Below are 13,576 nucleotides of genomic sequence, written 5' to 3' on the forward strand. Positions count from 1 at the left end.
TGCGGACGAAGGTGGCTGCGGGAGACTGCGGGATCGGTGACCGCAGTCGGGTGTACCGGTGAGTTCGGGGGCGTCGGAGACTAGGGTGACGTCGGTGTGCCGGGAAGTCTGGTCGGCGTGTGACCCGTCGTGTCCTGACCTAGGAGGCATCTTGCGCGCCCGAGAACTGGCCGTGCCCTTCCCGACCATCACCACAGCCACGTCGGTACTCGAGGCGGCCCGCCTGCTTGCCGGTCACAACCTGCCGGGCCTGATCGTGGTTGACGACCGCGGTTGCCCGGTCACCGTGCTGCCCGGCACCCAGGTGTTGCGCCTGGTCATTCCCGGCTACTGCCGAGAGGACCCTACCCTGGCGCGGATGATCGACGAGTCGTCGGCGGACGTGTTCCTGCGCGGCGCCGAGGGACGCTCGGTGGCCGACCTCCTGCCGAAGGAGCACCCCGAACCGCCGGTGGTAGAACCGCAGGCGACCGTGCTCGAGATCGCCGCGGTGATGGCGCAGAAGCGCAGCCCCCTCGTGGCCGTGGCCGCGACCCGGGAGCCGATGATCGGCGGGATCACCCTCGACGCCCTGCTCGACCGGATGCTGGCCGCATGACCGGCGTGGCCTGGGCGGCGGTGGCCGTCTTCACCGTCGCGTACGTCCTGATCGCCACCGAGAAGATCCACCGGGTCGCCGCGGCGCTCGGCGGGGCGGCGGTGATGTTCCTGATCGGCGCCACCGACACCGCGCACGCGTTCTTCGACGAACAGGCCGGCATCGACTGGAACGTGATCTTCCTGCTGGTCGGGATGATGCTGATCGTCGCCGTCCTCAAACGCACCGGCGGGTTCGAGTACGTCGCCGTCTGGGCGGCCAAGCGCGCCCGAGGCCGGCCGTACCGGGTCATGGTGATCCTCGTCGTGATCACCGCGCTCGCCTCGGCGGCGCTGGACAACGTCACCACCGTCCTGCTCATCGCCCCGGTGACCTTCCTGGTCTGCGAGCGGCTCGACGTGCCGTCGCCACCGTTCCTCATCGCGGAGGCGATGGCCTCGAACATCGGGGGCACCTCGACCCTGGTCGGTGATCCGCCCAACATCATCATCGGCAGCCGGGGCGGGCTGACCTACAACGAGTTCCTCCTTCACCTCGCGCCGTTCGTCGTGCTGCTGCTGGTGGTCTTCCTCGGCCTGTGCCGGTGGCTGTTCCGCTCGGCGTTCCGCTACGACCCGCAGCGAGCCACGCAGATCGCCGCCCTGCACGAGGGCGACGCGATCCGCGACCGACGCCTGCTGGCGCTCGGGCTCGCCGTCCTGGCCGCGGTGACCGCCGCATTCGTCCTGCACACCACGCTGCACCTGGAACCCGCGGTGGTGGCCCTGCTCGGCGGCCTACTGCTGCTCGCGTTGTCCCGCCTCGACGCCGGGCAGATCAGCCGGGACGTGGAGTGGCCGACCCTGGTGTTCTTCGCCGGCCTGTTCATCATGGTCGGCGCCCTGGTGAACACCGGCGTGGTGGAGCAGATCTCCCACGCTGCGATCAGCGCCACCGAGGGCCGGCTGCTACCGGCGTCGATGGTGCTGCTATGGGGGTCCGCAGCGCTGTCCGCGGTGGTTGACAACATCCCGTACGTGGCGACCATGAGCCCGGTCGTCGCCGACCTGGTCCACGCGCAGGGCGGCGCCGAGCAGTCCCGGGTGTTGTGGTGGGCCCTCGCGCTCGGCGCGGACCTGGGCGGCAACGCGACCGCCGTCGGCGCCTCCGCCAACGTCGTCGTGCTCGGCCTGGCCGAACGCGCCGGGCAGCGGATCACCTTCTGGCAGTTCACCCGGTACGGCATCGTGGTCACCCTGGTCACCGTCGGGCTGGCCGTGCCCTACCTGTGGCTGCGCTACTTCGCCTTCGCCTGATCCCCCGCCGCCTCGCCGTTTCCGGTGCCGCCGTCCCGGCCGGCCCGCTCGGTGGCCGTCTCGGCCGTGTTGGCCGCCGCGCGCTGCCCCGGCACCGGCGCCGTGCGGCCTGCCCGTTGGATCCGGCGCAGCGCGCCGTGCCAGTTCGGGATGTCGCGGGTGTCGTCGAACGCCCGGGCGACCACCACATCGGTCGAGGAGTGCGCCAGGATCGAGATGACGATGGTCAACGCGACCAGGTGGAAGACCTCGTCGGCGGCGCCGATGCCGGACTCGAGCACCAGCAGCCCGTAGACCACCGAGGCGAAGCCCTTCGGCCCAAACCACATCGCCGCGCCCTGCTCACGCAGGCTCAGCCCGGAGCGCAGGAACGAGATCCACAACGCGATCGGCCGGGCGACCACGATGGCCAGGACGGCGAAGACCCAACCGGTCCAGGAGATGTCGCCGAGGAACTCCACCGAGATCAGCGCCCCGAACACCAGCAGCGCGGCGAGCTTCAGCAGCTCAGCGACGTTCTCCCCGAAGTGCTCGAACGCGGCCCGCTCCCGTGGACCGAAGGTCGCGACGGTGATACCGGCGGCGAACGCGGCCAGGAACAGGTTGCCGTGCATAGACTTGCCCAACGCCAGCACCAGCAGGCCAATGGCCACCCCGTTCAGCGGCGCGTACGCCGCCGACGCGGCAAAGAACCGGGTCCGCTCCAGCGCTATCGCGGCTAGCGCCACGAGGACCCCGATTGCCAACCCGACGGCCAGTTCAATGGCCAACTCCCCCAGGTGCAGGTCGTGCGAGCCGGCCGCGACGGCGAGGAGCACCACCACGAACGGCAGCGCCAGGCCGTCGTTGACGCCGGACTCGACGTTGAGCAGGTGCCGCAACCGGGCCGGCACCTTGTCGTTTCCGACCAACGCAGCCGCGAACACCGGGTCGGTCGGGGCCAGGATCGCACCGATCAGCAGCGCCTCCGCCCAGCCCAGCCCGGCCACGTAGTGCGCCAGGACGGCGGTGACCAGCAGCGTCAGCGGCAGCCCCCAACCCAACGCCCGGCCCGGCAGCCGCCACGCCGACCGCAGGTCCGCCCAACCCACCCGCATGCCGTCGGTGAACAGCACCGCGAACAGCGCCAGCTCGGCCAACTGCGCCACGATCGGCGAGTCGGCGTGCAGGTGCAGCACCCCGGTCGTGCCCTCTCCGAGGACGAACCCGGCCACCAGGAACAACGCCGCGGTGGACAGGATCGTGCGGTGCGCTAGCGCCGACAGCAGCACCGCAGCGAGCAGGACGACAGCGAAGGACAGCAGCAGCAGCACGGGTGACCCTCCAGCGAGCACGACGGGTTACGGTGCCGACCAGACTTCCCGGCGCTCCACGGATCCCGCCGATCATATCGGCCCCTCGCTCGCGCCCGCTGTCGGTCGCCACCGCGGCCATGGCTGGTGATCGGCGCCGGTCGGGTCGTGGCAGTATCCAGGCGTGATGCGGGCACGACAGGCGTGGCAGGCGACGCCGGCAGCAGGACTGGGGCAGGCGGGTTCGTGGTGGCCCTGATGTCTCGGCGGCCGGTGTGGCAGCGGCGCAGCACCCGGTTTCGGCATCCGGCCCAGGTGATCTCCACCGGATTCGGCACGGCCGTCGCGGTGGGCACCGGGCTACTGTCGTTGCCGGGTGGCCACCCAGTCGGGGCAGCGGGGCGCACCGGCACATCCCGCTGTTCGTCCGGCGCGGGCTGACAATGCTCCCGGCACTGCTGGTGCTGGGGTTGGGCCTGCCGGCCACGGACAGCCTGGTCGTCTCGCAGGTGGTCCTGTCGTTCGGCATTCCCTTCGTTCTGGTCCCGTTGCTGTTGCTCACCCGCCGCGCGGACGTCATGGGCTCGTTCGTCAACAGCCGGGCGACCACGGCGGCGGCGGGTGGCATCGCCGCAGTGATCATCGTGTTGAACGTGTACCTGCTGTACGTCACGTTCCTCGGCTAGTGCGCTGGTACCGGGATGAGGGCCTGAACGGGTTGGCAGATGTCGCACGCGCGCATGCTCATCGCGCCCAGACCAGCCGAGAGGTCGAAGTGGGATATCTGCGAGCTGCGCCGAAGTCATCCGTGGTGGCCAGCGGCGGCTGCCGGGTTAAGTGTTGAATCCGGATCTGCCGGATGTTGGGCGAACAAGATAGGCCTATGAGGCACATCTTCCGGGCCCGGCCGCCGGTGCCGACCGAGGAAACCCATCGGACCACGCCGTTCGAGGTGTTCTTCGACCTGGTGTTCGTGTTCGCCTTCATCCGGGTGGCGACCTTCACGGCACAGGCGCCGACGCCACTCGGGCTGGCGCATAGCCTTGTGCTCCTGCTGCTGCTGTGGTGGCCGTTCACTAACTACGCTTGGTTGGCTAACCAGGTCCGCGCCGACGTGGGCCTGGTCCGCGCCGGAAACTCCGCTGTGATGGCCGCGATGTTCGTGGCCGCCCTAGTCCTCCCCGAGGCGTGGCGGCACGGCACCCAGTCACTGGCCGCGCCCATGACTCTGGCCCTCGTCTACATCGTCGTCCGGGCGGTATATCTGGCCCTCGTCTGGCACATATCGGCCGGTAACGCGCGGCTACGCGCTTCGCTGCGCTTCCGGGTCATCCCGGTCTCGGTGGGCTTGACTGCGCTGCTGTTCGGCGCGGTGTTCGGCGGCGCCACGCAGACGCTGTTGTGGGCCGCAGCGTTCCTCATCGACTGCATCGGCGGCCTATTCATCGCGGTGTCTGCCGGACGCGCTCCGTTGCCCAGCCCCAGCCATTTCGCCGAGCGGCACGGCCTGATAGTAATCATTGCTCTGGGCGAGTCGCTGATCTCGGTGGGCGTCGGCGCCGGATCGGCGGTCACTCATTGGCCGGTCCTGATCGCTGCGCTGCTCGCCCTGACCACGGCGCTGTCCCTGTGGTGGCTGTACTTCGAAAACGCCGCCGCACCTGCCGGACAAGCCCTGGCGCGGATCCCCGTTCTGGATCGGACTCGGACCGGCAGCATCGCCTACAGCTTGACTCACTTCGTGCTCATCGCCGGGATCATCTACCTGGCCCTCGGCATCGAGGTGGTCCTCGCCCACATGGCCCACCACCCACTCCAGCAGCCCGCTGGGACCCCGCTGGACTGGACTTCGACCGCAGCTCTGTTCGGCGGCCCGGCCCTGTACCTCATTGGTCGGGCCCTGTTCCTTCGACTCACCGTCCGACAGACCCCACCCGCCCCGATCCTCGCGGCCGGCACCATCCTCGCGCTGCTGCCCGTCGCCCGACACCTTCCCGCCCTCGCTGCCCTCGCTCTAGTCGCCATCATCTTGATCGCCCTGGTCTGCTATGAACGGATCAGTTGGCAGCCAACCGCCGCGGCAAAATGACTACGTATCCAGGCCTGCCGACCCCCCGCAGTAGGCGTGCCGGCGCGACGCCGGGCGTACTGCGCCAGGATGCACGAGTGGATCGCGGGTCGGCATGCTGCCGCGACCCCGGCATGGGCCTGCGGAACCTGCCCCAAACGCACCCCACCCGCGCCGCCAACCAAGCCCACGGCCTCGACGGCTGCTGGACCGGATACCGCTGCATCCGAATACGGCACTCCGCCAGCACCGCGGCTGGACCTGTCGGTGTACGACGTGCCGCTGCTGCTCGGCGAAGAGGCCGACTCATTCTGGGACGCCGCGGCCGGAGCGGGACTGGCGGGTGACTCATCGTCGGAAGGTGGGTCAGCCGATCGGATGTTGCCCCAGGCAACCGGCGTCCATGTCAGCACTGCCGGTGGAGGGCGTCTGTGAGAACGCTGTGAAAGCGTCGATCGTATTGCGCTCAGTACGGGGCAGCGCGACACCAGAGCTGGGAGACCTCCACACCCATGACCACCCCCTACGACCCTGCCCAGAACCAGCCCGGCCAGCAGCCGATGCCGCCGACCACCCAGTTCCCGCAGGTCCCCGCCGGCCAGTACCCACCGCCGCCTCCCGGCCAGTACCCGCCACTGCCCGGCCAGTACCCACCGCCGCTGCCCGGCCAGTACCCACCGCCGCCTCCCGGGCAGTTCCCGCCGCCTCCCGCCGCCAAGAAGCGCCCCTCCTGGCTGCTTCCGACCCTCATCGGCGTCGGCGTGTTCGTGCTCCTGTGCTGCGGCGGCTCGATGGTGATCGGCCTGGCCAGCGACGACAAGAAGACCGACGGTGTCTCCGCCAGCAAGGAGATCCCCGCCGTCAACCCCAGCACCTCGGCCCCGAGCACGGCGGCCCCGGCCCCGACGACGAACTCCGCGGCGCCCGCGCCGGCGAAGACCACCGCCGCCCCGACGCCGGCAAAGCCGAAGACCTTCGGCATCGGCGACAAGGTCCGCGGCGGCGACTTCGAGTTCACCGTCAACAGCATGAAGTGCGGGATCTCCACGGTCGGCCCCAGCTACTTCAACCACAAGGCGCAGGGCACCTTCTGCCGGGTCAGCGTGACCGCCAAGAACGTCACCAAGAGCGCCCACCTGTTCCACGCCGACGGCACCATCACCGCACAGGACGCCTCCGGCCGGGAGTACGACGTCGACGGGGAAGCCGCCATCTACGGCAACGACGACGCCAAGGGCTTCCTCGACGAGATCAACCCAGGCAACTCGGTGAAGGCGAACGTCTACTTCGACGTGCCCAAGGGCACGAAGCTGAAGACCATCACCTTCGACGCCGGCCTGCTTACCTTCGCCGAGGACGCCGTCGTCACCCTGTGACCGGCCCCATCCGCGAAATCCTTAATGGCGAGAACAGCGACAGCCCAGCTCCGGGCTGTCGCTGCCGGGCCAGACTCACCCCCTCCAGCCCCGTCCGCCCGGCCCACCGGCCGGTCGTCGTCCACGATCAGCCGTTGCCAGGCGACCTCGAGCTGAGCGTATGCCTCGGCTGGGGACCGGGCCACCGGGGCGACCAGCCCCTTTGGCCGGGCGGACGGTGATCGTGCAGGCGGCCAGGACGTTGTCGGGGGTGATCTTCTCGAGGCGCGGCGGTGCGGCGACACCTTAGCCGTTGTTCGGTGGCCACCTCGACGTCTTCACCGCAGGTCGGCGGCGATCCGATCGGCGGTGGACGTCGGGCGGGGCGACCTGGCCGCGGCTTGCCTCAAACGCGAACGACTGACTACCTCAGCAACCAAGATCAGCCGTTAACTTGGCACGCCCTCGGTTGGCGTCCGCCTTCGTGACTCAACTGCGGGCGGTCTCGTTGCGGGCCGGGCGCTTGTCGTGCCACGGCCGCGCCCGCTCGAACTGCGCGGCCACATTCAGGACGAGTGCGTCGGCGTGCAGGCCGCCGCCGATCTGCAGCCCCACCGGGAGGCCCGATTCGGTGAACCCGGCGGGCACCGTGATGGCGGGGGTGGCGAGCATGTTGTACGGGTAGGTCAGCAACCAGCCGAGCACCCGGTGCCGTAGGGACTCCCCCAGCAGGTCGTCCGGACAGAACTGCCCCACCGGGAACGGCGGCCTCGCCAGCGTCGGGCTGACTAGGACGTCGAAGCGCCGCATGAACGCGGCAAACTGGTCCCACATGAGACCGCGCGCGGCGTCGGCGCGACCGAACTGCGCGACCGGCAGCTCCCGAGCCTGCCGCATGAGTTCGATGAAGCCGTCGTCGACCTGGCCATGGAGCGCCTCCCAGTCGGCCATGTCCACCTCGCAGGCAAATCCGGGCACCCAGACGCCCTCCCACATGGCCTGCTCCGGGTTCGCCCAGCCCGGGTCGGCTTCCTCGACGGTGGCGCCGAGATCGGCGAACGCCCGCACCGCGCGCTCGCAGACGGCGACGATCTCCGGATCGACATCGGCGTAGCCCAGGTCGGGTGACCACCCGACCCGCAGCCCCTCGATCGGCTGATCGAGGACATCGACGAACCGGCCCGGACGGTCGGGCAGGGAGAGCGGGTCGCTGGTGTCCTCGCCGGCGATGACGTCCAGCATGAGAGCGGCATCGGCGACGGTCCGCGCGATCGACCCGTGGAAGCACCAGGTGGCGTATCTCGAGGGCAGCAACGTCTGCGGTGCCCGGCCGAGGGACGGTTTGAATCCGACGACGCCGTTGAAGGCTGACGGGATCCGCACCGACCCGGCCCCGTCAGCACCCTCGGCGATCGGGGTCAGCCCCGACGCCACCGCCGCCGCGGAGCCGCCGCTGGACCCGCCCGGCGACAGGCCCTGTCTCCACGCGTTGTGGGTGGGACCGTACAGGTGGTTGTCTGTCCCACCGTAATAGCCGCCCTCCGACGCGTTGGTCTTACCGAGGAACAGCCCGCCCGCCTGCCGCATCCGCGTGACCACGGTGGCGTCGACCTCTCCCACCCGGTCGCGGAAGGGCGGCATGCCCGAGTTGTACGGCAATCCCTTCATCGACGTCAGCAGCTTGATCGCGTACGGGACGCCGTGCAGAGGGCCGAGGTACTCACCCCGGGCGGCCGCGTCGGTCAACTGCTTCGCGTCCGACCTGATCTGCTCCGGATCGTGGTGCACGAACGCGTTGAGGTCGGGGTTGACCTTGTCGATGCGGTCGATGAACGCCTCGGCGATCTCGCTGGGTGAAAGATCTTTGGCCCGTACCATGGCTGACAGCTCCACCGCCGGCTTCCAACACAGCCCCTCGGCGTCGCTGACGGCCCTACCTTCTTTCGTCATCGGGAACCTCCGACGATCGCTTATCGGCGACACACTGCTCGGGCGCCTCGGTCGACAGGGCGCTCCTTCATGGGCTGCCGGGCGACCCCGGCATGTTCAACCCCGCCTCGCGCAATGCCCGAAACCGTACCCGCCGCCGTCGCGGTCCAAGTCCATTCCCGTCTGTCCACCATAAGCACCTCATAATGGCAAAAGCGTAGTTTCGCTGACCCGCTCCACCTGCCGAGGACCGCGTAACACTCCTCGGCGCACCGGTGATCCTGGTCGAGCAACGACAGCGCAGCGGTAGCGGTCGTCCATGATCACCAAGACCCTCGCGGCTCGGCTGAACACCCGGTTACCTTTTGGTCAGCCTGACCAGCGCACAGCAGCAGCTCAACAAGGCACACAACGGCGTCCGCGCGATCGGTGAACGGGGCAACGCCCTGCTGAAGGTGACCTTCAAGGCGCTACGCAATGTCAGCCTCGAGCCATGACGGATCGGGAAGATTGTCGCTGCCGCCCTTGTCCTACCCCATCTCGACCACGACGGCACTACGTGACAATCAGTAGTTAGCACCTTGCGCGGAATGGCTCAGTGGGCACGACCACGTCGCTCGGAGTCTTTGTCCCGTTCAGCGACGAAATCGCCTACATGGTGAGGTTGATGGCAGGCGTGCGCGAATTCTGGTGACCTTCAGGTTTCACGGTCTGGGAGATCCTGCGCGAGGCCCGAATCGACCCGGCGCCAGACCGTTCGGCCAGCACCTGGGCAGACTTCCTGCGGTCGCAGGCGGACACCCTGCATGGCGTGCGGCGCCATGCCGCAAGGTTATCACCAGCGAATCTTGTCGAAATTCCCCGCGAGTCGCTGCTGGCGCCCGGTGCCGGGGCTGCCGGGGCCTCTGAGGACCCGCCGATCCGGCTCACCCTGCCGCACCACACCGCGGACTCCGTCTCCGCTCACGTCGGCGACGAGCACGTGGTTGGGCACGGCCGCGAGGACCCGCCGCCACAGCGCCACCGCGCCCGCCGCGTCGTAGCGGGCCTGCACCGATTCCGGCAGCAGGTCCACCTACGAGCGGTACCAGCAGGCCAGGAAGACGGCGGCGACGGGGTCCGCGTCGGCCGGCAGCGCCTGGCGCACCCGCACCGGCCTGGTCACGAGCCGGACGGGGTGAGCTGCGTCGACCGGTCGCTGACCTGCTCGGCCACCACATGGCAGGCCACCTGGTGGCCGGAACCCAGCGGTAGCGGCAGCAATGTCGGGTCGAGCCGCCGGCGGTCGTCCTGGGCGAGGGGGCAGCGCGGATGGAAGGGGCAGCCGGACGGCGGTGCGGCCGGGTTGGGCACCTCACCGGAGACGGTGGCCTCGATCCGCTGGGACAGCTCCGGGTCGGGCGCGGGCACCGCGGCGCACAGGGCGGTGTAGGGGTGCCGGGGGCTGTCCAGCACCGACTTCCAGTCGCCGATCTCGACGACGCGGCCGAGGTACATCACCGCGACCCGGTCACTGATGTGCCGCACCATGGCCACGTTCCCCCTCCTGCCGTGAGCGACTGCGGCGAGCCGTCCGTCGAACAGGGTCTGCGGCTCGCGGCCGAGGTGGTCCTCACCGACGGACTGTTTCTGAACCGTTCACGGGTTGTGGCGATCGTCGGCCGGGAGGCTGGGCGACGCGGCGGACTGGTCGGGTTGACCGAACTGCGCGACGTGGGTCGGGTCGAGGACCCGGGAGAGGAAGGAGCGGGTCCGCTCGTGCCGCGGCGCGCCGAGCACCTCCTGCGGCGGCCCCTGCTCCACCACCACGCCGCCGTCCATGAACACGACCCGGTCGGCGACGTCCCGGGCGAACGCCATCTCGTGGGTCACCACCATCATGGTCATGCCGTCCTCGGCCAGCTTGCGCATGACGGTGAGGACGTCGCCGACCAGTTCGGGATCGAGCGCGGAGGTCGGCTCGTCGAAGAGCATCAGCGCGGGGTCCATCGACAGCGATCGGGCGATCGCGGCCCGCTGCTGCTGCCCGCCGGAGAGCTGTGCCGGGAACGCGCCGGCCTTGTCGCTCAGGCCGACCCGCGCCAGGTTGTCCCGCGCGATCCGCTCGGCCTCGGCACGGCCGCGCCCGAGCACCCGACGCTGGGCGATCGTGAGGTTGTCCAGCACCGTCAGGTGCGGGAAGAGGTTGAACGACTGGAAGACCATGCCGATGCCGCGGCGCATCGAGTCGATCTCGACATCCGGGTCGGTCATCTCGATCCCGTTCACCCAGATCTTGCCGCCGGTCGGCTCCTCCAGGAGGTTGACGCACCGCAGCAGCGTCGACTTGCCGGACCCGGACGGCCCGATGACGCACACCACTTCGCCGTGGCCGACCTCGAAGTCGATGCCCTTGAGCACTTCGAGCGAGCCGAAGGACTTGTGCAGGTCGCGGATCTCGACGGCGGGCCCGGGTTGCGTTGTCGTCATACGGTCACCGGGCCTTGGCGTAGCGGAGTTCGAGGCGTCGTACCACCTGGGACAGGGGCAGGGTGATGATCAGGTAGGTGAAGCCGGCCACCAGCAGCGGGGTGGCGTTCACCCGATCGTTCAGCGTGTCGCGACCGAACTTGGTGACCTCGATGGTCTGCGCCGTCACGCCGAGCACGTAGGCGAGCGACGAGTCCTTGGTGAGCAGGATGAGCTCGTTTGTCAGCGGCGGGATCACGATCCGGAACGCCTGCGGGATGACGATGGTGCGCATCGCGGTGAAGTGCGACATGCCAAGAGTGCGGGCCGCCTCCATCTGCCCCTTCGGCACGGCCTGGATGCCGGCCCGAATGGTCTCGGCCATGTATGCCGCGGCGGTCAACCCGAGACCGATCGCGATCGACCCGAACACGCCGCCCGGAATCTCGCGCTCCGGGAAGGCGATGGGGATGCCATACCCAACAAGGAAGAGCACCAGCAGCGCGGGCAGACCCCGGAACAGCTCGATGTACGCCGCCGCCACCCAGCGGTACGGCGCCACCCGGGACAACCGCATCAGCGCGAGGACGGTGCCGAACACCAGGCCGAAGGCGAACGCACCCAGCGTGTAGAGGATCGTGTTGCGCAGCGCGACGGTGATGACCGTCGGGAACATCGCCTCGATGATGTCGACGCGGAAGAAAGCTTCCCTCAGCCTGCCCCAGTCCGCGGCGAAGATCACCACGGCGATGACGGCGACGAAGGCCAGGTACTGGAGCCAGAGGGACAGCCGCTCTCGCTGGCGGCGTCGCAGCTTCACGGTTGGACGCTCCCTGACTGTGCGGAGGTGGCCGACGCGGAGGGCGCACCCCACGGGCGCGTTCTCCTGCCAAGATGGTGGATCAGGCGTTCGGCTTCTTACCGATCCACTTCTCGTAGATCGAGTCATACGTGCCGTCCTGCTTGGCCTTGGCGAGCACCTCGTTAATCTTCTTGAGCAGCTCCGGGTTGCCGTCCTTCTTCACCGAGAAGCCGTACTGCTCGCCGGTGTCGAACTCGGCCGTCACCTCGAACCCGCCGGGGTGCTCCTTGATGTACTCGGTCCAGACAGGCAGGTCGTTGACAGCGGCCTCGATCTGACCGTTGGCCAGGGCCTGCTGCAGGGCGGCGAGGTCCTCGAACTCGACAAGCTGCAGGCTCTTCTCCTGCTCGAACTTCTTGGCGTAGTCGCGGCCCGTGGTCGCGGCCTGGATGCCAAGCTTCTTGCCCTTGAGGTCGTCGAGCGACTTATACGGCTTGCCAGTCTTGACCAGCATGGCCTGGGTGGCGTCGAAGTACGGGTCGCAGAAGTTCATCACCTTCTGCCGCTCTTCGGTGATCGTCATGCCGGCGGCAGCCACGTCGCACTTGCCGGTGTTGAGGTCCTGGCCGGACTTGATCCCCTCGAACGGCGTGTCGACGATCTTCTGCTCGACGCCCAGTTCCTTGGCGACCAGGTCCATGACGTCGACGTCGAATCCGACCACCTTTCCGCTGGCGTCCTTTGACTGGAACGGCGCGTACGGCAGGTGGGTGCAGACGGTCAGCTTGCCCTTCTCGATGAGCTTGACCCCGCTCGCCTGGACCTCGCCCTCGTCCTTCTTGGCGCATCCCGCGCTCGCCACGAGTGCGGCGATCGCCACGACGAGGCCAGTCTTGCGGACTACACTTTGGAACTTCACGGCAGTGTCCCTCCGTTCGACCCCGGTGCGACGTGCAGTAGGGCTGATGCAAAGACGGTGTGGCAGCGGACGGTACATGATCTACGGGGCCGCGCCAAGATCACCACCGGACGTTGAAGCGAAGCTGTAACCGTCACACCCGGTAAATGCGGCACTCGGCAAGCAACCGGGCACAACAAGGTGCTTGTAGCGAGCCGTACTCTTTCCGGAACGGGGACCTGCGCGTCCACGGTCGCGGTCAAGCTGCCCGGTAGTACTCGTTGATCACGCCTCCGTGTCGCACAGATGACAGCCAGCGGTACGGCTCGGCAGGTCGGCGACCCGGCCGGTGCGCGATTGGTGGCCGTGCTCGTGCGGCGGGCACCTGGTGCTTCGCTGCCGCATCTGCCCGGGACGTCCGGGTAGCCGATCGTCGGCGCCCACATCATGACCCTGCCCGTCGAGCCCTCGCTTGCGAGGCGGCGAGAGCGGCCGCCCGTGCTACTTCCTCCTCGAGCTCCCGTGCGGGCTCTGGCATGATGCCCGGCATGTCTGCCACGCCTAGCCCCTATCACTCAGCCGTGGACTCGCCGACGGTGCCGCTGGTGCCGGTCGCCGGACAGGCAGAAGGTGCCCCTGACAGGACACGTTGGTTCATGTGGGCGGCGGTGGCAGGTGCTGTGGCCGCGGTCGTCCTTGCCGCCGTAGCCCTTGTGTTTTCCGGCGGCGATCCCGCGCCGGCCGGGGCCGGTTCCGCACCGGCAGTTCCTGCCGCCACTGACGCTGCGGTGCCAGAGGCAGCCGCATCGCAGGTGACCGACGCGCCATCGGCGTCCGCGTCCTCTTCGCCCTCTGTGAAGCCGTCCCCCCGTCCGACCCCCCGTCCGAGCC

Annotated in this window: 13 protein-coding genes; 6 read left to right on the forward strand and 7 right to left on the reverse strand. The window is 68.9% G+C overall.

The window, feature by feature from the left end:
- The first annotated feature begins 151 nt into the window (after positions 1–151).
- A complete protein-coding gene (locus tag ACFYM6_RS30135; protein WP_387280851.1) occupies positions 152–598 on the forward strand; it encodes a CBS domain-containing protein in 447 nt (148 codons plus the stop codon).
- Positions 595–1,893 (forward strand): SLC13 family permease, encoded by a 1,299-nt coding sequence (locus ACFYM6_RS30140; RefSeq protein ID WP_387280852.1) that lies wholly within the window; start codon positions 595–597, stop codon positions 1,891–1,893. Before ACFYM6_RS30135 ends, ACFYM6_RS30140 begins: the two co-directional genes overlap by 4 nt.
- Here ACFYM6_RS30140 and ACFYM6_RS30145 read toward each other — a convergent pair.
- A complete protein-coding gene (locus ACFYM6_RS30145) occupies positions 1,875–3,206 on the reverse strand; it encodes a cation:proton antiporter (protein ID WP_387280926.1) in 1,332 nt (443 codons plus the stop codon). The two genes, ACFYM6_RS30140 and ACFYM6_RS30145, sit on opposite strands and share 19 nt — an antisense overlap.
- Before the next feature lie 254 nt (positions 3,207–3,460).
- Between ACFYM6_RS30145 and ACFYM6_RS30150 the strand changes: the two genes are divergently transcribed.
- The 3 genes from ACFYM6_RS30150 to ACFYM6_RS30160 all read left to right on the forward strand — a co-directional run bounded on the left by ACFYM6_RS30150 (position 3,461) and on the right by ACFYM6_RS30160 (position 6,629).
- Positions 3,461–3,871 (forward strand): divalent metal cation transporter, encoded by a 411-nt coding sequence (locus tag ACFYM6_RS30150; protein WP_387280853.1) that lies wholly within the window; start codon positions 3,461–3,463, stop codon positions 3,869–3,871.
- Positions 3,872–4,068: 197 nt separating this feature from the next.
- Positions 4,069–5,274 (forward strand): low temperature requirement protein A, encoded by a 1,206-nt coding sequence (locus ACFYM6_RS30155; RefSeq protein ID WP_387280854.1) that lies wholly within the window; start codon positions 4,069–4,071, stop codon positions 5,272–5,274.
- A gap of 491 nt (positions 5,275–5,765) precedes the next feature.
- Positions 5,766–6,629: a DUF4352 domain-containing protein gene (locus ACFYM6_RS30160; protein WP_387280855.1), complete on the forward strand. Its 864-nt coding sequence runs from the start codon at positions 5,766–5,768 to the stop codon at positions 6,627–6,629.
- Positions 6,630–7,097: 468 nt separating this feature from the next.
- Here ACFYM6_RS30160 and ACFYM6_RS30165 read toward each other — a convergent pair whose 3' ends face one another.
- The gene (locus tag ACFYM6_RS30165) at positions 7,098–8,501 is read right to left on the reverse strand and encodes an amidase (RefSeq protein WP_387280856.1); all 1,404 of its coding nucleotides are present in this window, start codon (positions 8,499–8,501) and stop codon (positions 7,098–7,100) included.
- A gap of 401 nt (positions 8,502–8,902) precedes the next feature.
- Between ACFYM6_RS30165 and ACFYM6_RS30170 the strand changes: the two genes are divergently transcribed.
- The gene (locus ACFYM6_RS30170) at positions 8,903–9,034 is read left to right on the forward strand and encodes a hypothetical protein (RefSeq protein WP_387280857.1); all 132 of its coding nucleotides are present in this window, start codon (positions 8,903–8,905) and stop codon (positions 9,032–9,034) included.
- 338 nt (positions 9,035–9,372) lie between these two features.
- Here the strand turns inward: ACFYM6_RS30170 and ACFYM6_RS30175 are convergent, their stop codons facing one another.
- The 5 genes from ACFYM6_RS30175 to ACFYM6_RS30195 form a co-directional block, all read right to left on the reverse strand.
- Positions 9,373–9,612 carry a hypothetical protein gene (locus tag ACFYM6_RS30175; RefSeq protein ID WP_387280858.1) on the reverse strand — a complete coding sequence of 80 codons (240 nt, stop codon included), beginning with the start codon at positions 9,610–9,612 and terminating at the stop codon, positions 9,373–9,375.
- Positions 9,613–9,698: 86 nt separating this feature from the next.
- The gene (locus ACFYM6_RS30180) at positions 9,699–10,067 is read right to left on the reverse strand and encodes an oligopeptide/dipeptide ABC transporter ATP-binding protein (protein ID WP_387280927.1); all 369 of its coding nucleotides are present in this window, start codon (positions 10,065–10,067) and stop codon (positions 9,699–9,701) included.
- Positions 10,068–10,175: 108 nt separating this feature from the next.
- Positions 10,176–11,006 (reverse strand): amino acid ABC transporter ATP-binding protein, encoded by an 831-nt coding sequence (locus tag ACFYM6_RS30185; RefSeq protein WP_387280859.1) that lies wholly within the window; start codon positions 11,004–11,006, stop codon positions 10,176–10,178.
- 4 nt (positions 11,007–11,010) lie between these two features.
- Positions 11,011–11,805: an amino acid ABC transporter permease gene (locus ACFYM6_RS30190; RefSeq protein ID WP_387280860.1), complete on the reverse strand. Its 795-nt coding sequence runs from the start codon at positions 11,803–11,805 to the stop codon at positions 11,011–11,013.
- Positions 11,806–11,887: 82 nt separating this feature from the next.
- Entirely contained in the window at positions 11,888–12,706 is an 819-nt protein-coding gene (locus tag ACFYM6_RS30195) for a basic amino acid ABC transporter substrate-binding protein (protein ID WP_387280861.1), read from the reverse strand.
- Positions 12,707–13,576: the final 870 nt, after the last annotated feature.

Origin of the sequence: Micromonospora sp. NPDC006431, from assembly GCF_042870725.1 — a bacterium.
GTDB lineage: Bacteria > Actinomycetota > Actinomycetes > Mycobacteriales > Micromonosporaceae > Micromonospora.

Bases quoted from the DNA above. Each gene is read 5' to 3' on its own strand.
- ACFYM6_RS30180 (WP_387280927.1), bottom strand. From the start codon at position 10,067: ATGGTGCGGCACATCAGTGACCGGGTCGCGGTGATGTACCTCGGCCGC.
- ACFYM6_RS30140 (WP_387280852.1), top strand. From the start codon at position 595: ATGACCGGCGTGGCCTGGGCGGCGGTGGCCGTCTTCACCGTCGCGTAC.
- ACFYM6_RS30160 (WP_387280855.1), top strand. From the start codon at position 5,766: ATGACCACCCCCTACGACCCTGCCCAGAACCAGCCCGGCCAGCAGCCG.
- ACFYM6_RS30185 (WP_387280859.1), bottom strand. From the start codon at position 11,006: ATGACGACAACGCAACCCGGGCCCGCCGTCGAGATCCGCGACCTGCAC.
- ACFYM6_RS30155 (WP_387280854.1), top strand. From the start codon at position 4,069: ATGAGGCACATCTTCCGGGCCCGGCCGCCGGTGCCGACCGAGGAAACC.